Genomic DNA, 18,310 nt, shown 5'->3' with positions numbered 1-18,310 from the left:
ACCGGACTGGACGGTGCGCCGCCATGGGGGTTGCCTGCCACTCAAGCGGCACTGGTCTGAACCTGTCAAGGTCTGGACCAATCGGCGAACAGCGGGCGAACACCGTCCGACAGGATCCTGCCGTCACCCCCAACTCCCGTTCCCCGTACGTACGGTGGCCACCAGAGCCCTTGGGGAGGGTGCGAGGACCATGGAGTGGCTCAGCGCCGAGAACATCGTGGCCGTGGCAACCGCCGTACTGGGCGTCCTGGCCTCCGTCGGAGTGCTCTGGTACGAACGCCGGGTGCCCCGCCGCAAGCGGATCGGCTACCGCGTCCAGATGGACACCCCGATCGGCGGCGACGTCAGCCGGGGGCGGGCCAATGTGCGGCTCGGCCTGTTCAACGAGACACCGGACATGGCCGATGCCACGCTCGTACTGCTCCGGATCGAGAACGACGGCTCGCAGTCCATCGCCGACAACGACTACACCGGACGTGAACTGCATGGACTGACCGCCGAGTTCACCGACCGGACGGTCCGCGGCGTCGCGGTCACGCATTCGCCCGGCGCCGACCACCTGATGGAGCACTTCACCCCGGCGGCCGGGCTGCGCCAGAGCGGATCGCTGATCCGGCTGCCGCGCGTACCGCTCAACCGGGGCGAGCACTTCAAACTGCTGGTGCTGCTGACCGGGGCGGCCGTGGGCAGCCACGTCCGCATCATCGGCGGCATCCGGGACGGCGAGGTCAGCCCGAACCGGGCGCTGCGGCCGGACGACAAGCCCCCGCTGTTCGGCCGGGCCGCCCGGCTGATCACCGTCGCGCTGACCGTCTGCGTCGTCACGCTGGCCTCGATCATCCTGGTGCGCGACGACACCCCGCCCCCGATGGGCTGCCGCCGCGGCACCCTGACCCTGACCGGCTCCACGGCGTTCCGGCCGGCCCTGCTGGATCTGAAGAAGAAGTACGAGAAGGAGTGCGAGGGCTCCCTCATCCGCGTGGACGTGCACGGCAGCAACGCCGGGATACGGGACCTCGCCGACCGGGGCACCGAAGCCGGGAAGTCCGGCCCGCCCGCCGTGATCGCCTTCTCCGACGGCCCCAGGCCGGACGGCTTCCCGCAGCTGCGCGACAACCGGGTCGCCGTCTCACTCTTCCGCCTCGTCGTCAACGACCGGGTGGGGCTGAAGAACCTGAGCCTCACCGACATCCGGCGGATCTACCGCGGCGAGATCCACAACTGGAAGGAGCTCGGCGGCCCCGACCTGCCCGTCCTCCTGGTCAGCCGGGACGCCAACTCCGGCACCCGCGAGGTCTTCCAGCGCCGCGTGCTCGGCTACAACGAACCGGCCCAGTCCTCCCGCGACTGCACCACCAAGGACGACACGGGGGCCCGGGTGGTCCGCTGCGAACTGGACTCCACCGAACAGGTCCTGGCCATGGTCGGCCGGCGCGACGGCGCGATCGGCTACAGCGAACTGCGCCTGGGCACGCCGCTGCGAGGAGCCCACCAGGTCGCCATCGACTCGGCCACCCCGTCCGTCGAGACGATCGGCTCCAGCACGTACCCGTACCGGGAGGTCGAGTACGCCTACACCTACGGCCGCCCGCCCACCGGCTCACTGGCCGCGGGCTTCCTCGGCTACCTCACCCGGGGCAACGGCCAGGACGTGATCCGCGCCCACGGCCATCTGCCGTGCGCGACGCCGGAGGGGCTGCGGATCTGCGGCGAGGAGTGAACGGAACGCCGGAAGGGCCGGGACTCGCCGTCCCGGCCCTTCCGGTGTTCGCCGCTCGGCGGCGGCCGCTCCTAGAGGAAGGAGTTGATCTCGATGGTCTCGGTGCGGCCGGGGCCGACACCGATCGCGGAGATCGGGGCGCCGGACATCTCCTCCAGCGCCTTCACGTACGCCTGCGCGTTCTTCGGCAGGTCACCGAAGGTCTTGGCCTTGGTGATGTCCTCGGACCAGCCCGGCAGCATCTCGTAGACCGGCTTCGCGTGGTGGAAGTCGGTCTGGCTGTACGGGAGCTCCTCGACACGCTTGCCGTCGATCTCGTACGCCACGCACACCGGGATCTGCTCCCAGCCGGTCAGCACGTCCAGCTTGGTGAGGAAGAAGTCGGTGAGACCGTTGACCCGGGTCGCGTACCGCGCGATGACCGCGTCGAACCAGCCGCAGCGACGGTCACGGCCGGTGGTGACACCGCGCTCGCCACCGATCCGGCGCAGCGCCTCGCCGTCCTCGTCGAGCAGCTCCGTCGGGAACGGGCCCGCGCCGACGCGGGTGGTGTACGCCTTGAGGATGCCGATGACCCGGCTGATCTTCGTCGGGCCCACGCCGGCCCCGGTGCAGGCGCCGCCCGCGGTCGGGTTCGACGAGGTGACGAAGGGGTACGTGCCGTGGTCGACGTCGAGCAGCGTGCCCTGACCGCCCTCGAAGAGGACGACCTTGCCCGCGTCGATGGCGTCGTTCAGGATCAGCGTCGTGTCGGCGACGTAGGGCTTGATCTGCTCCGCGTACTGGAGCATCTCCTCGACGATCTTGCCGGACTCGATGGCACGGCGGTTGAAGACCTTGGCCAGGAGCTGGTTCTTCTGCTCCAGGGCCGCGTCGACCTTCTGCTCCAGGATCGACTCGTCGTAGAGGTCCTGGACGCGGATGCCCACCCGGTTGATCTTGTCGGCGTACGTCGGGCCGATGCCGCGACCGGTCGTGCCGATCTTGCGCTTCCCGAGGAACCGTTCCGTCACCTTGTCGATCGTGACGTTGTACGGGGTGATCAAATGGGCATTGCCGCTGATCAGCAGCTTGGACGTGTCCACGCCGCGGTCGTTCAGCCCACTCAGCTCGGAGAGCAGGACGGCCGGGTCGACGACGACACCGTTTCCGATGACCGGGGTACAACCCGGCGAAAGGATTCCGGAGGGGAGGAGATGCAGTGCGTACTTCTGGTCACCTACGACCACCGTATGGCCGGCGTTGTTGCCGCCTTGGTAGCGCACCACATAGTCCACGGATCCACCGAGGAGGTCGGTGGCCTTTCCCTTGCCCTCGTCACCCCACTGAGCACCGAGCAGCACAAGTGCGGGCACAGGCGTACACCCCTTCCGGGCGGGGCATGTCCAAGGTCAGGGGGCGTACGTAAACGTCGTACATGCCGTACGACGATGTACGACAAGGCCTGAACCGTCGAACCGGGTGCCCCGGAATAGACGAAGCCCCTGGCGCAATAGCGCAAGGGGCTCTTGCACCAAGATGCTACCCGAGGAAGGACCGAGGTGTCGGCTGCCCAGCCCCCCGGCGACGGTGCGCACCAGCTGCTGGTGGTCATCGACCCGGTCGCCCGCCGGACCGACGGCGAGTCCGTGCGTATCGCGAAGGACGTGCTGAGCGCCGGTTCGCACGCCAAGATCTGCCTGCCCGACGGGCCCGAGGAATTCGCCAGGGCCCTGTCCCGCCGGGGCGGGAGGCGGCCGGTGGTGGTCGGCGACGACCGCGCGCTGCGGCGGGCGGTGGCCCAGCTGCACCGGGAGCGGGAGCCGGACGGGAGCGTGCTCTCGCTGATCCCGGTCGGCAGCGCGGCCGCGCTGGAACTGGCCCATTCGCTCGGCGTGCCCCTGGGCGCGGTGGCGGCGGCGCGCACCGCGCTGGACGGCGCCGCGCGCAAGCTGGACCTGCTGGTGGACGACAGTGACGGCGTGGTCCTGGGCGCGCTGCACATCCCGGCGCAGAGCGCGCTGCCGGGTGCGTCGGCCGCGCACACGGGGGTCACGGCGGTCTGGGACACCTGCCGCAACCTGGTCCGCACCCTGGTGCGCCCCGCCCCGCAGACACCCGCCGCCCCGCCGCCCACGCACCGCCTGCGGGTCGAGGCCGACGGCGTCCTGCTGAACGACCTGGACCGCCCGGTCGAATCGGTGACGGTGACCTCGCAGGGCGGCGACGGGGGCCTCGCGGAGGTGGTGATCCGTCCGCCGTCGGCCGATCCGGTGACGACGGAGGCGAAGGCCGTCACGGTCTCGGGCGCGGACTTCCGCTACCGGGCGGACATACAGGTCGGCGGCCCGGTCCGGACGCGGACGTGGACGGTGCGGGCGGGGGCCTGGGGACTGATGCTGCCGGTGGCGGAGGGCTAGCCCGCCTGGATCGGAGGGCGGGCGTACTGGCCGCAGGACCCGTACCAGGCCATCGACCGGTCCGACCCCGGAGCCCTCGAAGCCGTGACGGAGCTGCTCCCCGGCCCGATCTGACGGGCCCGAGAACGACCCCGCCCGCCCGCAGGGCCCCGCACGCCCGCCGGGCCCCGCACGCCCCGCCGGGTCCCTCGCGCCCATCAAGCCAGTCGCGTGCCCGTCAGGCGGTCGCGTGCCCGTCGCGGGTCGGGAGGTCGAGCGTCTTGCGGTGCTCGTGCCAGCGGTCCATCATCCCGACGAGCTCCGCCTGCAGGAACTCGAAGAACGCCACCGTCTCGGCGAGCCGGGCACCGGCCGGGGTGTCCTCGCCCAGGATGCGGACGCCTTCCTTGAGGGTGCTCTCCCAGCGGGTCAGCACCCGGTCGCGGCTGGCGAAGGTGGCGAACCAGACCTCGTCGAGCAGGCGGTAGCGGTCGCGGCGCGAGCCCGGGTCGCGTTCGCGGCTGACCATGCTGACCTGCGTGAGGTAGCTGACCGCGCCGGACACGGCCGCCGGGCTGATCTGCAGTGCCAGGGCGAGCTCGGCGGAGGTCATGGAGCCGTCGTCGTCCGCGAGGAGTGCGGCGAAGACCCGGGACGCCATCCGCTGCATCCCCGCCTCGGTCATCTCCGACGCGAACCGCTCCACGAACCGCGACACGGCCTCCGCGTCACGCTCGGAGCCCGCGCTCTGCCCGGTTTCACCGCTCTCGGTCCCGTTCCCCGCCCCGGTCTGGGTCTGGGTCTCGCTGGTCATCACCCGATCGTCTCCCCTGTTTTCCCGGCCCCCGCCGTAACACCAACTTTATACGCTTCCTTAACTTCACAAATTTGTGAAAGTAGCGTACCTTCAGAAACATGACGAAGGCGATCACGGTGGCCGGACTGCACAAGTCATTCGGCCGGACACACGCGCTGGACGGGCTCGACCTCACCGTCGAGGCCGGCGAGGTCCACGGCTTCCTCGGGCCCAACGGCTCCGGGAAGTCCACCACCATCCGGGTGCTGCTGGGCCTGCTGCGGGCCGACTCCGGCGCCGCCCAGCTGCTCGGCCGCGACCCGTGGCGAGACGCGGTGGAGCTCCATCGGAAGGTGGCGTACGTCCCGGGTGACGTCACGCTGTGGCGCAACCTCTCCGGCGGCGAGGTGATCGATCTGTACGGGCGCCTGCGCGGCGGCCTCGACCGGGCCCGGCGTGCCGACCTCGTCGACCGGTTCGAGCTCGACCCGACCAAGAAGGGGCGTACGTACTCCAAGGGCAACCGCCAGAAGGTCGCCCTCGTCGCCGCTTTCGCCTCCGATGTGGATCTGCTGATCCTGGACGAACCCACCAGCGGGCTCGACCCGCTGATGGAGGAGGTTTTCCAGGGCTGCGTGGCCGAGGAGCGTGCGCGCGGGCGGACGGTCCTGCTCTCCAGCCACATCCTCAGCGAGGTCGAGACGCTCTGCGACCGGGTCAGCATCATCCGCCAGGGGCGGACGGTGGAGACGGGCTCGCTGGCGGACATGCGCCACCTGACGCGTACGAACATCAGCGCCGAGCTGGCCGGCCCGCCCAACGGGCTCGCCCGGCTGCCCGGTGTCCACGACCTCGAAGTCCAGGGCCTGCGGGTCACGCTCCAGGTCGACACGGACAAGCTGGACGCCGTCCTCAAGTCGCTCACCGCGTCGGGCGTACGGACGCTGACCAGCACCCCGCCCACGCTGGAGGAGCTGTTCCTGCGCCACTACGCGACCGACACGACAGACGCGGCAGATGCGGCAGACGCGCCCGGAAACGGCGAGGGCGCGGGGGTGGTGGCGCGATGACTGCCGTGACCATGACCACCCCGGCCGGCGCCCGGCGCCGGACCCGGGCCGCGACCGGGCAGCTCGCCGGGACCTGGACGCTGCTGCGGCTCGCGCTGCGGCGCGACCGGATCATGCTGCCGATCTGGGTGCTCGCCCTCGGCGGCTCCTTCTCCTCCGTCGGCAGCTCCATCTCCTCGATCTACGACACCGCCGCGCAGCGCGCCGAACTCGCCGCGTCGATGAACGGCAACAGCTCCCTCCGCGCCATGTACGGCCCGGTCTTCGACGACTCGGTCGGCGGGCTCGTGAGCTGGCGGATGGCCGCCTTCGGGGCGGTGCTGGCGGCCGTGATGAGCCTGATCGTCGTCGTACGGCACACCCGGGAGGAAGAGGAGACCGGCCGTCAGGAGATGCTCTCCTCCGCGATGGTGGGGCGCCGCGCCCCGCTGACCGCCGCCCTGCTCGCCGCCGTGATCGCCAACGCGGCACTGGCACTGGTGATGGGCGCGGGCCTGGCGGGGTCGGGTGCGGGCGGCGCGGGGGCGGTGGCCCTGGCCCTGGCGGTCGCCGGGACCGGTGTGCTGTTCGCCTGCACGGCGGCGATCGCCGCCCAGTTCACCGAGAGCGCCCGGCTCGCCAAGGGGCTCACGGCGGCGGTGATCGGTGCCGCGTTCGTCCTGAAGGCGGCGGGCGACTCGGCTTCGGACGACGGCTCGTCCGTGCTGACCTGGCTCTCCCCCATCGGCTGGGCGGAGAACGTCCGGGCGTACGCGGACGAGCGCTGGTGGGTGCTGCTCGTCCTCGCGGCGGCCGTGGTGGTCCAGGCCGCCCTCGCGTACGGGCTTGCCGGGCGGCGCGATGTCGGGATGAGCTTCCTGGCGACGAGACCGGGGCCCGCGCAGGGACGGATCTCCACGGCGTTCGGTCTCGCGCTGCGGCTCCAGCGCGGTGCGCTGACCGGGTGGACGCTCTCCTTCGCGGTGGTCGGTGTCGCCTTCGGCGGGCTGACCGGCGGGGCGGCCGATCTCGTCGGCGACAACGCGAAGACCAGGGAGATCTTCGAGCGGATGGGCGGTCAGGCCGGGCTGACCGACGCGTTCCTCGCCGCGATGGTCTCCGTACTCGGAATGGTCGCGGCGCTGTACATCGTCGCGTCGGTGCTGCGGCTGCACGGCGAGGAGACCGCCGGGCGTGCCGAACCGGTGCTGGCGGGCGGAGTGGGCCGGACGGGGTGGGCGGCCGGTCATCTGGTCATCGCGTTCGGCGGCGCGGCCCTGCTCATGACGGCCGGCGGCCTCGGCCTCGCCGTCGGCTACGGCCACGAACTCCCGGCCGTGCTGGGTGCGTCGCTGGTGCAGCTCCCGGCGATCTGGCTGCTGGGCGGGGTGACGGTCCTGCTGTACGGGGCTTTCCCGAAGGCGGCGGTGGCGTCCTGGGGCGTCGCCGGGATCTGTCTGGCGCTGGGGTGGCTCGGGCCCGCCGTCGACATGCCGCAAGCGGTGATGGACGTGTCGCCGTTCACGCATCTGCCGAAGCTGCCGGGCGGCACGGGAATGGAGTGGGGCCCGGTGCTCGCACTCACCGCCGTCGCGGTGGCACTGGTCGGGGCCGGGGTGGGGGCGTTGCGCAGGCGCGATGTCCTGACGTGACGGGACATGACGGGGCGTTACGGGCCGCGACGGGGCGGTGACTAGCGGGGCGGCGGAGCCCTGGGCAGGGCCTGGGAAACCCGGCGGGTGCAACCCCGCCGGGTTTCCCAGGCGTCACTGCGTTCATGGAGAACCGAAGCGAAGCCGTCCGTGGGGCCGTCGGATGCCTGGTCGTCGCCGCGGGCGCGGCGGCCGGGGTGCTCGCCTGGGCGCCGTACGGCAGGCATGGCATCTTCGGCGGCTTCGAGGGCGAGTCGGAGTGGAACGTGCTCTGGCTCGGGCTGCCGGTCATGACGCTCGGCGGCATCGCGGCCGGGCTCGTCCTCGTCGCCCTCGCGGGGCGGAAGTGGCGGCGGGCGCTCGGGGCGGCGGTGGCGCTCGCCGCCCTCACCGGTTTCGGGGTGGCCTTCGACGTACTGGAGGGCCCGCCCCTGGCCTGCGGACCGGGGTGCTGAGCGCGGGGCGGCCGGATGCCCGGTCCGCGGCCCTCGCCCTCGCCCCCGCTGCCGTCACAGCTCCACGCGGAGTTCCTTCAGGCCCCTGATCACATAGCCCGGGTTCCACTCCGGCTCGGCCGCCAGCCGCATTCCCGGGGCGCGGCGCAGCAGTTCACCGAAGGACGCGGCCAGTTCGACCCGGGCCAGCGGGGCGCCCAGGCAGAAGTGGATGCCCGCACCGAAGGTGATGTGCGGGTTGTCCTGCCGGGCCAGGTCCAGGGTGTCCGGGTCGGTGAAGCGGGCCGGGTCGCGGTTGGCCGAGCCGAAGAGCAGCGCCACCTCCGAGCCGCGCGGAATGACCGTACCGTCGATCTCGATGTCGTCCAGGACCCAGCGCTCGAACATCTGCAACGGGGTGTCGTACCGCATCAGTTCCTCGATGGCCGTCGGCAGCAGGCCGTGGTCGGCGCGCAGTGCGGCCAGCTGCTCGGGGTGGCGCAGCAGCGTCCACCAGCCGTTCACGGTGGTGTTGACGGTCGCCTCGTGGCCCGCGTTCAGCAGCAGCACACAGGTGGAGATCATCTCCTGTTCGCTCAGCCGCTCCCCCTCGTCGTGGGCGGCGATGAGCGCGGAGATCAGATCCGTACCGGGGTTCTTGCGCCGCTCCTCGATCAGCTCGCGCAGATACGCGGAGAAGTCGAGCGAGGCGCGGACGGCGGCGTGCGCGGTCTCCTCGGACGGGTTCAGCTCGAACATTCCGCAGATCGCCGCGGACCAGGGCCGCAGCGGGCCCCGGTCGGACTCCGGGATGCCGAGCATCTCGGCGATGACGGCCACCGGCAGCGGCTCGGCGACCGCCGTGAGCAGATCGCCGCCGCCCGCCTCGACGAAGGAGTCGACCAGTTCGGCGGCCAGCCGCCGCACGGTCGGGACGAGTTGCTCGACCGTACGCGGGGTGAACGCCTTGGATACCAGGCGCCGGATCCGGGTGTGGTCGGGGGCCTCCAGGTCGAGGAGCCCCTGTCCGTTGAGGGTGTGGAAGGGCTCGTGCTCGGCGGGTGGTGGCGTGCGGCCGAACTCCTCGTGGGTGAAGCGGTGCAGGTAGGTGCGGCCCAGGCGGCGGTCGCGCAGCAGCGCGGACACATCCGCGTGGTGCGGGACGAGCCACTGGTCGGTCGGCTCGAAGCGGTGCACCCGGCCGGTGGCGCGCAGTGCGGCGTAGGCGGGGTACGGGTCGGCGACGAAGGCCGGGGACCAGGGGTCGAAGGGGGCATCGGCCGCGGAACGGGGGGACTGGTGCATAGCCGGACGCTAACCGCACCTCCGGGCCGCCGACCACCCCCGGCCACGGACCGACCCCAGCCATCCCCCGGCCACGGACCGACCCGGCCCTCCCGGGTCACGAACCGACCCGGCCCTCCCCCGGCCGCCGGCCGCCGACCGCCCCCGTCCGCCTCCCGTCCACCGCCCTGTCTCAGGAAGGTGTGACCAGGCGGGCCTCGTAAGCGAAGACGGCCGCCTGAGTGCGGTCGCGCAGCCCCAGCTTCACCAGGATCCGGCTCACATGGGTCTTGATGGTGGACTCGGCGACCACCAGATGCGAGGCGATCTCCGCGTTGGACCGGCCCTGCGCGATGAGGACGAGCACTTCCGTCTCGCGCTCGGTGAGGTCGCCGACCCGGGCCAGCGCGGGTGAGCGCGGGGCCTCCGCGAGCTTCGAGAACTCGTTGATCAGCCGCTTGGTGACGGTCGGCGCGAGCAGCGCCTCGCCCGCGGCCACCACCCGTACCCCGTCCGCGAGCTGGCGTGCGGAGGCGTCCTTGAGGAGGAAGCCGGACGCCCCGGCGCGCAGCGCCTGGTACACGTACTCGTCGAGGTCGAAGGTGGTCAGCACCAGGACCTTGGCGTCCGCGTCGGCGGCGACGATCTCGCGGGTGGCCTCGATGCCGTTGAGTTCCGGCATCCGGATGTCCATCAGGACCACGTCGGGGCGCAGGGCCGCGACCTGCGCGATGGCCTGCCGGCCGTCGACCGCCTCGCCGACGACCTCGATCCCCGGCATGGCGTTGAGGAGTACCGAGAAGCCCTCACGGACCATCATCTGGTCGTCCACGATCAGCACCCGGATGGACGGGGACGGGGCGGTGGGAGTGCTCGTGCCGCTCATGCCCGGTCCGCCTGTTCCAGGGGCTCAGAACCGGCCTGTACGGGGATGAACACCGCGATCTCGTACCCGCCGTCGGTGGTCGCGTCGGCCGTCATGTCGCCGTTCAGCATCGCGACCCGCTCCCGCATCCCGGTGATCCCGTGGCCCGCGCCCGGCGAGGGCTTCACCGGACCGGTGGGCGGCCCGTTGACGACACGTACACCGAGCCCGCCCAGCACATAGCCGATCTCCACCCTGGCGGTGGCGCCCGGTGCGTGCCGCAGCGTGTTGCTGAGGGCCTCCTGGATGATCCGGTACGCCGACAGCTCGACCCCCTGCGGCAGTTCGCGCACCGCACCGGTGACGGTCTTCTCCGTCGTCAGGCCCGCCTCGCTCACGTTGGCGAGGAGCCCGTCGAGCTGGGCGAGCGTGGGCTGCGGGGCGTCCGGCGCCTGGTAGTCCTCGGCGCGTACGACACCGAGGACCCGGCGCAGTTCGGTGAGGGCGGCGACGGCGTTCTCCCGGATCGTGACGAAGGCCTGCTCCAGCTCGGGCGGCGGATTCTCCACCCGGTACGGGGCGGCCTCGGCCTGGATCGCGACGACCGACATGTGGTGCGCGACCACGTCGTGCAGCTCACGGGCGATGGTGGTGCGCTCCTCAAGCAGGGTGCGCCGGTCGCGCTCGACGGCGGTCACGGTCCGCTGCACCGTCACCTCGCGCTCCGCGTCACGGCGGATCTGCACCGTGGAGACCACCAGCAGGGCGAACGCCGAGGTCAGGACCATCCCGAAGGTGGTGGTCCCGGGCCGCCAGACGAGGTTCTCCATGACCACACCGAGCAGTGCGGTCAGGCCCCACATCCAGGCCGCGGTGCGCCGCCCGGTCCTGGCCGCGACGACGATCAGCACGACCAGGTGCGTGAAGAACGTGACCGGCCCCCACGGCCACCCGCCGTCGCCGAACACCGCGGTCACCGGCGTCAGCAGCAAGGACATCCAGAACGCCCCGACCGGCCTGACCAGCGTCATCACCACACTGATGGCCGGGAACACGGCGAGCACCTCGGCGAGCGGATACTCCGCCTCGGCCACCCCCAGCAAGAAGGCGATGAGCGCGGCCAGCACCACGACCGCGTGCAGCGCCCAGGTGGCGCGCTCCCGCATCCGCTTCGGCAGCCGGCGGATCACCGGCCCGTCGGTCCCCAGCCGCGGCATCGGGCGGTAGGCGAACGCGTCGTTGAAGAGGGACTGCCGGAGGCCGCCTATCGCCCCCGCCGCCAGCTGGAACTCCGGGCTTCTGCTCTTGGTCTCGGTCACGCTTCCACGTTAGGCGGGCGGGTCCGGCCCGGTCGTCAGCAGTGATACGGATTCCTGGCCGTCCATCGCAAGTACTACGGACTCCGCCGAGCGGCCTGCCCGGCTCTCACCAGGCGACCGGAAACGTCCCTCACCAGGCGAGCTGTGCGAGCTCCTCCGCCACCACCGCGCACGCGTCCGCCGCCGGGTCGATCAGCGGGAAGTGACCCACCTCGGGCAGCAGGGTCAGCCCCACCGTCTCGCCCGCCTTCGCCGCCGCGTCGACGAATGCCTCCACAACAGCCTGCGGCACCTCGATGTCGGTGGTGCCCTGCACCACGGTGGTGGCGATGCCGGTGGGCAGCAGCACGGCCGGGTCGGCGTGCGCCGCCCGCTCCGCGAAGTCCTCCTCGCCGCCTAGGAGCTGGCCGACCGCCCCCGAGCACACGTCCAGCTCGACGGCGGCGGCGAAGTCGGCGATGGGTGCGAGGGCGACGACGCCCCGCAGCTGCGGCGGCGCGGGCAGCCGCCACGGCGACCCCTCGGGCAGTACGTGCCGGGCGGCGGCCCACAGCGCCAGCTGCCCGCCGGCCGAGTGCCCGGTGACGACGATCCGCCGGGCGTCGGCCTCCGGGAGCTCCTGGGCCAGCAGCGCCGGCAGCGCGTCCATCGCCGCGGCGACGTCGTCGAAGGTCTCCGGCCAGCGGCCCGCGACCGGGCCGGAACCCCGCTGCTGCGGGATCTCGCCGCCGCGCCGGTACTCGACGCTGGCGACGGCGAACCCGCGCCGGGCCAGGAAGTCCGCGAACGGCGACACATGCTGCCGGTCGTACGGCGCCCGCCATGCCCCGCCGTGCAGCACGACCACGACCGGCGCCCCGGTCCGCCCGTCGCGCGGGGCGTAGAAGTCGATCAGCTGGTCGGGGTGGCTGCCGTAGGCGGCGGACGCATCGGGGGCGACCGGTGGATGCGAGAGCGCCGACTCGGTCTCGGCTGCGTCCCGATCACGCGCGGCAGAATCCGACATGCTGCTCCAACCGTCCTGTAGCTGTGCCCAACTGGCCTGACCTGCGGGGACGGTACCAGTACGGAAGGTTCCCGTCCCCGCTGAGGATCCACGGCCCCGGGGATGCCCGCGGGCTTCCCCTGCTACTGCTGGGCCAGCACCTCGCCCAGCACCCGCGCCGCCCGCTCCACGTCCGCGAACCCGACGTACAGCGGCGTGAATCCGAACCGCAGCACGTCCGGCCGGCGCAGGTCACCGACGACGCCCCGGGCGATGAGTTCGTCCATCACCTGTTCCGCGTCCTCGCAGCGCAGCGCGACCTGGCTGCCGCGCTCCGCGCGTGCGGGGGTGATGGAGGGGACCCGGCCCTCGGGCGCGTACCGGGCGACGCACTCCTGGAAGAAGTCCGTCAGTGCCAGGGACTTGGCCCGTACCTCGTCGATGGACACCCCGTCCCACACGTCCAGCGCTGCTTCGAGCGTCAGCATGGAGACGATGTCGGGGGTGCCGACCCGGCCCCGTACCGCGCCGTCGGCCGGGGTGTATTCAGGGGTCACGCCGAACGGGTCGGCGTGCGAGGTCCACCCCGGCAGGGGCGAGTCGAAGGCCGCCTGGTGGCGCTCGGCGATGTAGATGTACGCGGGCGAACCGGGTCCGCCGTTCAGGTACTTGTACGTACAGCCGACCGCCAGGTCCACGCCGTGCTCGTCGAGGCCGACGGGCAGGGCGCCCGCGCTGTGGCACAGGTCCCAGACGGCGATGGCGCCCGCCCCGTGCACGGCGGCGGTGAGTCCCGGCAGGTCGTGGAGCCTGCCGGTGCGGTAGTCGACATGGTTGAGCAGCACGGCCGCGGTACGGGGGCCCAGCGCGTCCGGCACCTCGGCGGGGGCGACCGGGACGATCCGGTGGCCGGTCATCCGGGCGGCGGACCGGGCGATGTACCCGTCCGTGGGGAAGGTCGTCGCGTCGACGAGGATCTCGTCGCGGCCCTCCGGCGCCAGCCGGGTCGCGGCGACGACGGCCTTGAAGACGTTCACGCTGGTGGAGTCGCCCACCACGATCTGTCCGGCGGCGGCGCCGACGAGCGGGGCGATCCGGTCACCGATCCGTTCCGGCGCGGTCCACCAGCCGCTCTCGCCCCAGGACCGGATGCGCAGCTCGCCCCACTCGCGGGTGAGGACCTCCTGCACCCGGGCGGGCACGTGCGCCGGCAGTGCGCCGAGCGAGTTGCCGTCGAGATAGACGGTGTCGTCGAGGGCGAAGAGCTTGCGCCGGTCCGCGAGCGGGTCGGCGGCGTCGAGTGCCGCGGCCCGCGCGGCGAGGGACTCGGAGGCGGCAGCGGAGGTCTCGGACGTGACGGCGGAGTTCTCGGGCATGGCAGCGAAGGTCTCAGACATGGCTGCGCGCCGTCCACAGCTCGGGGAAGACGTTCTTCGTGGCCCGCTTCTCCAGCCAGGCGACCCCGGCGGAGCCGCCGGTACCGGTCTTCGAGCCCATGGCGCGCCGGGTGGCGACGAGATGGTCGTTGCGCCAGCGCCACACCAGCTCGCCGACGTCGGTGAGCGCCTCGCCGAGCCGGACCAGCTCGTCGTGGTGCTCGGGGTCCGCGTAGATCTCCGCCCAGACCGCCTCGACCTCGGGCGACGGTTCGTACTTCCGCGTCAGGTCCCGGCCGAGCACGGCCTTGGGTATGGCGAACCCGCGCCGGGCGAGCAGCGCCAGCGTCTCGTCGTACAGACCCGGCTCGGTGAGCGCCTTCTCCAGCTCGGCGTGGACCCGGGGCGCGCCCCGGTGCGGCACCAGCATGGACGCGGACTTGTCGCCGAGCAGGAACTCCATCCGCCGGTACATCGCCGACTGGAAACCGGAGCCCTCGCCGAGCGCGGAGCGGTAGGAGTTGAACTGGGCGGGGGTGAGCTGGGCCAGCGGCGTCCAGGAGGCGTTGAGCGCCTCCAGCTCCCGCACCGACCGCTTCAGCGCGTCGCGGGCGACATTCAGCCGGTCCTGGCGCAGGGCGTGCGCAGCCGTCTCCCACTCATGGACGATGACGGTGAACCACAGCTCCATGACCTGGGTGGTGACCAGGAAGACCATCTCGCCCGGATCGTCGGAGCGAGGGTGCTGGAGATGGGTCAGGACATCCGCCTGGACATAGTCCTCGTACGGAGTCGTACCCGCGAAGTCGAGGTGCGGGGTCTCCGCACCGGTGGCTTCGGGGTCGGGGTGGATCGTCGACATTGCTGTCTCCTCGACACAAGCTTCCGGGTAGCGGTCCGCCCCTTCCGTGAGGTGATGGAGCTCCGGTCCCCTGTCGGCATCCTAAGCGGACGCCGGGAGAACGTGCAGGCCCCGCGGACGTCGATACGTCCGCGGGGCCCGGAACACCTTCTCGGAACCCTTGGAGGGCCCGGCGGCCCTAACCCAGCGTCTCGGCGGCGGTGGGCGAGGAGTCGCGCAGGAACGTCGAGCAGCGCTCGTACTCCTCCTGCTCGCCGATCGCCCGCGCGGCCCGCGCCAGGGCGTGCAGGGCGCGCAGGAAGCCGCGGTTCGGCTCGTGCTCGAACGGCACGGGGCCGTGGCCCTTCCAGCCGGCCCTGCGCAGCGCGTCCAGGCCGCGGTGGTAGCCGGTGCGGGCGTAGGCGTACGACTCGACGACGCGGCCGGCGTCGTACGCCTCGTCGGCGAGCTGCGCCCAGGCCAGGGACGAGGTCGGGTACTTCGCGGCGACGTCGGCCGGGGCCACGCCGTTCGCCAGCAGTTCGCGCGGCTCCGGGTCGTCGGGCAGGTGGGTCGGGGGCGGGCCCCCGAGCAGGTTCTCGTGGATCGACATGGGTTCAAGTGTGCCTGGCGCCGGCCCGCCGGGGGTACCCGGGCGTCGGCGTGCGCGGTCAGCGCGCGCCCGGGTTCTGCTCCTGCTCGTGCGCCGGTTCCAGGGGCGGTGCGGCGATCCCGCAGTGCACGGTGCACTCGGGCCGCGCCTGCTCCTTCTCGTCCGCCGTGACCAGGGGTCTGCGTACGGTCGCCCAGGCGATCGCCGCCCCCAGCACGAGGAGCCCGGCGCACATCGGCATGGCCCGGCGGAAGGTCGCGGCGAACTCGTCGGCGTTCCGGTAGGCCTCCGGTCCCATTCCGGCGAGCAGCGGCAGCGCGGCCACCGCGATCAGCCCGGCGGCGCGGGCGGCCGCATTGTTGATCCCGCTGGCGAGGCCGGCCCGTGCGGTGTCCACGGAGGCCAGGACGGTCGCGGTGAGCGGTGCGACCAGGGTGACCAGTCCGACGCCGAGGACGGCGACCGCGGGCAGCACGTCGGTGAGGTAGCCGGACACGGTGTTCGACCCGGGCCCGACCCGCAGCATCAGCAGCATTCCCGCGGCGGCGACCAGCGGCCCGGCCGTGAGCGGGATACGGGGCCCGATGCGCTGGCCCAGCTCGCCCGAGGCGGCCGAGAAGAGCAGCATCAGGACGGTCGACGGCAGCAGCGCCGTGCCCGCGCCGAGCGCCGAGTACCCGGCCACCACCTGGAGCTGGATCGCGGAGAGGAAGAAGTAACCGCCGAGGGCCGCGTACACGCAGAGGGTGATCACATTGACGGCGGTGAACTGCCGGGAAGCGAAGACCGAGGGCGGCAGCATCGGTTCCGCCCGGGTGCGCTCCACCCGTACGAAGAGCGCCCCGAGCAGCACCCCCGCGACGGCCGCCCCGATCACCGCCCCGGACGCCCCCTGCCCCGGCGCCTCGATCAGCGCGTACGTCACCAGGGCGAGGGCGAGCGCCGCGAGCACGGCGCCCAGCACGTCGAAGCGCCCGTGGGCGTGCGGGTCGCGTGATTCCGGTACGTGGCGCAGCGCCACCGGCAAACAGACCGCGGCGAGCGGCACATTGAGCAGGAACACCCACCGCCAGCCCGGCCCGTCGACCAGCCATCCACCGACGAACGGCCCGACGGCGGCCCCGACCCCGCCCAGCCCCGACCACAGCCCGACCGCGCGGGCCCGGTCGTCGGGGTGGAAGCTCGCCTGGATCAGGGCCAGCGAACCGGGCGTCAGGAGCGCCCCGCCGATGCCCTGGAGGGCGCGGGCGGCGATCAGGACGGCGGCGTTCGGCGCCAGACCGCACAGCACCGACGCGGCGGCGAACCAGACGACGCCGACGACGAAGACCCGCCGCCGCCCGTACCGGTCGCCCAGGGCGCCGCCGAGGAGGATCAGCCCGGCGAGGGTCAGCATGTAGGCGTTGACGGTCCACTGGAGCGCGGCCAGGTCGGTGCCGAGGTCCTTGCCGATGCGGGGCAGCGCGACGTTGATGACGGTGGAGTCCAGCATGGCCATGCTGGAGCCCAGGACGGTGGTGAGGACGACCCAGCGTCCGGCGGCGGAGGCGACGCGGATGGCGCCCGGGGTTCCCGTCTCGGCTGCGTCAGGCATACGAGCAGCATCCCCGCTCCGGGCCGGGAGGGCCATCGGGCGGCACCAGGAAACCCACGACTCCCTACGACGCCCGCCCCGTCACCGCCCGCACGCCCCGGATCAGCGCGTCCACCCCGGCCTCCGCCTTGGCGCGCGGGCACCCCACGTTCAGCCGCACGAAGCCCTCCGCTCCGTACACCCCGCCCGGCATCACCGCGACCTTCTCCCGCTCGATCAGCACCCGCTGCAACGCCTCGTCGCCGTCGACACCGGCGGGCCGCAGATCGATCCACGCCAGGTACCCGGCCTGCGGCGGCCGCCACCCCAGCTCCGGGAACGCCTCGCCCAGCCGTTGCGCGACCAGCGCCAGGTTCCCCGCGACGTACTCCCGCACCGAGTCCAGCCACTGCGCCGACTCCCGGTACGCGGCGATGTGCGCGGTCAGCGACAGCACCGCCGGGGAGGCGAGCCCCTCGGCCGTCTCCATCCGGCGCAGGAACTCCGTCCGGTCGGCCGGATCGCCGATCAGTCCGTACGAACCGGTCAGCGCCGGGAAGTTGAACGCCTTGGACGCGGAGGTGACCAGCGCCCAGCGCCCGTCGCCCGCGACTCGCGTCCACGGCACATGCGTATGGCCCTCGTGCACGAAGTCCGCGTGTATCTCGTCGCTGATCACCGCGACGCCGTGCCGCGCGGCGAGCGAGGCCATCGCCTCCAGCTCGGCCGTCGTCCACACCCGGCCCGTCGGGTTGTGCGGGGAGCACAGGACCAGGACCTTGCTGTCGGGGCGGGCCAGCTCGCGTTCCAGCGCGGCCGGGTCCGCCACCGGCACACCGCGCAGCTCCCGCCCGAGCCCGGTGACCGCCTTGCGGAAACCGTCGTACGTGGGGGTGTGGACGACCACGCCCTCGCCCGGCGACGTCCACATCTGCAACAGCTGCGAGAGCTGGCTGAGCACGGAGGGCCCGTACACCAGCTGCCCGGTGTCCACCTCGGTGCCGTACCGGGTCGCGTGCCAGTGGGCTATCGCCGAGCGGAAGTCGCCCTGCCGCCAGTCGGTGTAGCCGAACACCCCGTGGTCGAGGCGGGAGCGGAGCGCGTCCAGCACCTCCGGGGCCGTCTCGAAGTCCATGTCGGAGATGGTGAACGGCAGCAGCCCGTCCACCCCGAACCGGTCCGCGACCCCGTCCCACTGGACGCACCAGGTGCCCCGGCGGTCGACGACGGTGTCGAAGTCATAGCGCGCACTGGAACCCACAACGACCCCTTACGTATGCATCTGTCGGAAACATGTCCCCCGGACATGCCGTGGGGGCGGCCCCCCCCCCGGCCCCGGGCCCCCCCCCCCCCATCCTAAACGGGGGCGCGCACTGAACACGGGGGCCGGGGGGCCCCCGGTTGGGGCGGGCCCCCAGGCCCGCC

General features: G+C 72.4%; 16 protein-coding genes. 5 read left to right on the top strand and 11 right to left on the bottom strand.

Annotated elements, in window-relative coordinates:
- Positions 1-190: 190 nt before the first annotated feature.
- The gene (locus ACFYY7_RS29625; RefSeq protein ID WP_388666230.1) at positions 191-1,720 is read left to right on the top strand and encodes a substrate-binding domain-containing protein; all 1,530 of its coding nucleotides are present in this window, start codon (positions 191-193) and stop codon (positions 1,718-1,720) included.
- A 71-nt stretch (positions 1,721-1,791) separates the two neighbouring features.
- Here ACFYY7_RS29625 and ACFYY7_RS29620 read toward each other — a convergent pair whose 3' ends face one another.
- A complete protein-coding gene (locus ACFYY7_RS29620) occupies positions 1,792-3,075 on the bottom strand; it encodes an adenylosuccinate synthase (RefSeq protein WP_093547661.1) in 1,284 nt (427 codons plus the stop codon).
- 186 nt (positions 3,076-3,261) lie between these two features.
- On the opposite strand from ACFYY7_RS29620, the gene ACFYY7_RS29615 reads away from it, so the two are divergent.
- Positions 3,262-4,119, top strand: a complete 858-nt coding sequence (locus tag ACFYY7_RS29615; protein WP_388666228.1) for a diacylglycerol kinase — start codon at positions 3,262-3,264, stop codon at positions 4,117-4,119.
- 217 nt (positions 4,120-4,336) lie between these two features.
- On the opposite strand, the gene ACFYY7_RS29610 is transcribed toward ACFYY7_RS29615, so the two are convergent.
- A complete protein-coding gene (locus tag ACFYY7_RS29610; protein ID WP_388666226.1) occupies positions 4,337-4,912 on the bottom strand; it encodes a GbsR/MarR family transcriptional regulator in 576 nt (191 codons plus the stop codon).
- 101 nt (positions 4,913-5,013) lie between these two features.
- Between ACFYY7_RS29610 and ACFYY7_RS29605 the strand changes: the two genes are divergently transcribed.
- The 3 genes from ACFYY7_RS29605 to ACFYY7_RS29595 all read left to right on the top strand — a co-directional run bounded on the left by ACFYY7_RS29605 (position 5,014) and on the right by ACFYY7_RS29595 (position 8,050).
- Positions 5,014-5,964: an ATP-binding cassette domain-containing protein gene (locus ACFYY7_RS29605; protein WP_388666224.1), complete on the top strand. Its 951-nt coding sequence runs from the start codon at positions 5,014-5,016 to the stop codon at positions 5,962-5,964.
- Positions 5,961-7,595, top strand: coding sequence for an ABC transporter permease (locus ACFYY7_RS29600; protein ID WP_388666222.1), 1,635 nt, complete (start codon positions 5,961-5,963; stop codon positions 7,593-7,595). Before ACFYY7_RS29605 ends, ACFYY7_RS29600 begins: the two co-directional genes overlap by 4 nt.
- Positions 7,596-7,720: 125 nt before the next feature.
- Complete coding sequence (locus tag ACFYY7_RS29595) at positions 7,721-8,050, top strand: hypothetical protein (protein WP_388666219.1); 330 nt, start codon at positions 7,721-7,723, stop codon at positions 8,048-8,050.
- Positions 8,051-8,104: 54 nt separating this feature from the next.
- Here the strand turns inward: ACFYY7_RS29595 and ACFYY7_RS29590 are convergent, their stop codons facing one another.
- The 9 genes from ACFYY7_RS29590 to ACFYY7_RS29550 form a co-directional block, all read right to left on the bottom strand.
- On the bottom strand, positions 8,105-9,334 hold the full coding sequence (locus tag ACFYY7_RS29590; protein ID WP_266731691.1) for a cytochrome P450: 1,230 nt from the start codon (positions 9,332-9,334) through the stop codon (positions 8,105-8,107).
- 172 nt (positions 9,335-9,506) lie between these two features.
- Positions 9,507-10,199 (bottom strand): response regulator, encoded by a 693-nt coding sequence (locus tag ACFYY7_RS29585; RefSeq protein ID WP_388666216.1) that lies wholly within the window; start codon positions 10,197-10,199, stop codon positions 9,507-9,509.
- Entirely contained in the window at positions 10,196-11,497 is a 1,302-nt protein-coding gene (locus tag ACFYY7_RS29580; RefSeq protein WP_388666213.1) for a sensor histidine kinase, read from the bottom strand. Before ACFYY7_RS29580 ends, ACFYY7_RS29585 begins: the two co-directional genes overlap by 4 nt.
- 130 nt (positions 11,498-11,627) lie before the next feature.
- On the bottom strand, positions 11,628-12,503 hold the full coding sequence (locus ACFYY7_RS29575; RefSeq protein WP_388666210.1) for an alpha/beta hydrolase: 876 nt from the start codon (positions 12,501-12,503) through the stop codon (positions 11,628-11,630).
- A 122-nt stretch (positions 12,504-12,625) separates the two neighbouring features.
- Positions 12,626-13,858 carry a kynureninase gene (kynU, locus tag ACFYY7_RS29570; RefSeq protein ID WP_388666207.1) on the bottom strand — a complete coding sequence of 411 codons (1,233 nt, stop codon included), beginning with the start codon at positions 13,856-13,858 and terminating at the stop codon, positions 12,626-12,628.
- 13 nt (positions 13,859-13,871) lie between these two features.
- A complete protein-coding gene (locus ACFYY7_RS29565) occupies positions 13,872-14,720 on the bottom strand; it encodes a tryptophan 2,3-dioxygenase family protein (protein ID WP_388666204.1) in 849 nt (282 codons plus the stop codon).
- Between the two features lie 178 nt (positions 14,721-14,898).
- The gene (locus ACFYY7_RS29560) at positions 14,899-15,312 is read right to left on the bottom strand and encodes a DUF3151 domain-containing protein (protein ID WP_328512431.1); all 414 of its coding nucleotides are present in this window, start codon (positions 15,310-15,312) and stop codon (positions 14,899-14,901) included.
- Between the two features lie 58 nt (positions 15,313-15,370).
- Positions 15,371-16,906, bottom strand: a complete 1,536-nt coding sequence (locus ACFYY7_RS29555) for an MFS transporter (RefSeq protein ID WP_388666201.1) — start codon at positions 16,904-16,906, stop codon at positions 15,371-15,373.
- Positions 16,907-16,970: 64 nt separating this feature from the next.
- On the bottom strand, positions 16,971-18,146 hold the full coding sequence (locus ACFYY7_RS29550; RefSeq protein ID WP_388666198.1) for a MalY/PatB family protein: 1,176 nt from the start codon (positions 18,144-18,146) through the stop codon (positions 16,971-16,973).
- Positions 18,147-18,310: the final 164 nt, after the last annotated feature.

This window comes from Streptomyces sp. NPDC001933 (genome assembly GCF_042890955.1).
Lineage (GTDB): Bacteria > Actinomycetota > Actinomycetes > Streptomycetales > Streptomycetaceae > Streptomyces.
Note: the sequence above shows the minus strand (reverse complement) of the source record. Positions and strands in the feature narration are given on the sequence as shown.

Excerpts from the sequence above, each read along its gene's own strand:
- ACFYY7_RS29605 (WP_388666224.1), top strand. The coding sequence starts at position 5,014 with ATGACGAAGGCGATCACGGTGGCCGGACTGCACAAGTCATTCGGCCGG.
- kynU (WP_388666207.1), bottom strand. The coding sequence starts at position 13,858 with ATGCCCGAGAACTCCGCCGTCACGTCCGAGACCTCCGCTGCCGCCTCC.
- ACFYY7_RS29560 (WP_328512431.1), bottom strand. The coding sequence starts at position 15,312 with ATGTCGATCCACGAGAACCTGCTCGGGGGCCCGCCCCCGACCCACCTG.
- ACFYY7_RS29585 (WP_388666216.1), bottom strand. The coding sequence starts at position 10,199 with ATGAGCGGCACGAGCACTCCCACCGCCCCGTCCCCGTCCATCCGGGTG.
- ACFYY7_RS29595 (WP_388666219.1), top strand. The coding sequence starts at position 7,721 with ATGGAGAACCGAAGCGAAGCCGTCCGTGGGGCCGTCGGATGCCTGGTC.
- ACFYY7_RS29625 (WP_388666230.1), top strand. The coding sequence starts at position 191 with ATGGAGTGGCTCAGCGCCGAGAACATCGTGGCCGTGGCAACCGCCGTA.
- ACFYY7_RS29575 (WP_388666210.1), bottom strand. The coding sequence starts at position 12,503 with ATGTCGGATTCTGCCGCGCGTGATCGGGACGCAGCCGAGACCGAGTCG.
- ACFYY7_RS29610 (WP_388666226.1), bottom strand. The coding sequence starts at position 4,912 with ATGACCAGCGAGACCCAGACCCAGACCGGGGCGGGGAACGGGACCGAG.
- ACFYY7_RS29590 (WP_266731691.1), bottom strand. The coding sequence starts at position 9,334 with ATGCACCAGTCCCCCCGTTCCGCGGCCGATGCCCCCTTCGACCCCTGG.
- ACFYY7_RS29565 (WP_388666204.1), bottom strand. The coding sequence starts at position 14,720 with ATGTCGACGATCCACCCCGACCCCGAAGCCACCGGTGCGGAGACCCCG.
- ACFYY7_RS29600 (WP_388666222.1), top strand. The coding sequence starts at position 5,961 with ATGACTGCCGTGACCATGACCACCCCGGCCGGCGCCCGGCGCCGGACC.
- ACFYY7_RS29555 (WP_388666201.1), bottom strand. The coding sequence starts at position 16,906 with ATGCCTGACGCAGCCGAGACGGGAACCCCGGGCGCCATCCGCGTCGCC.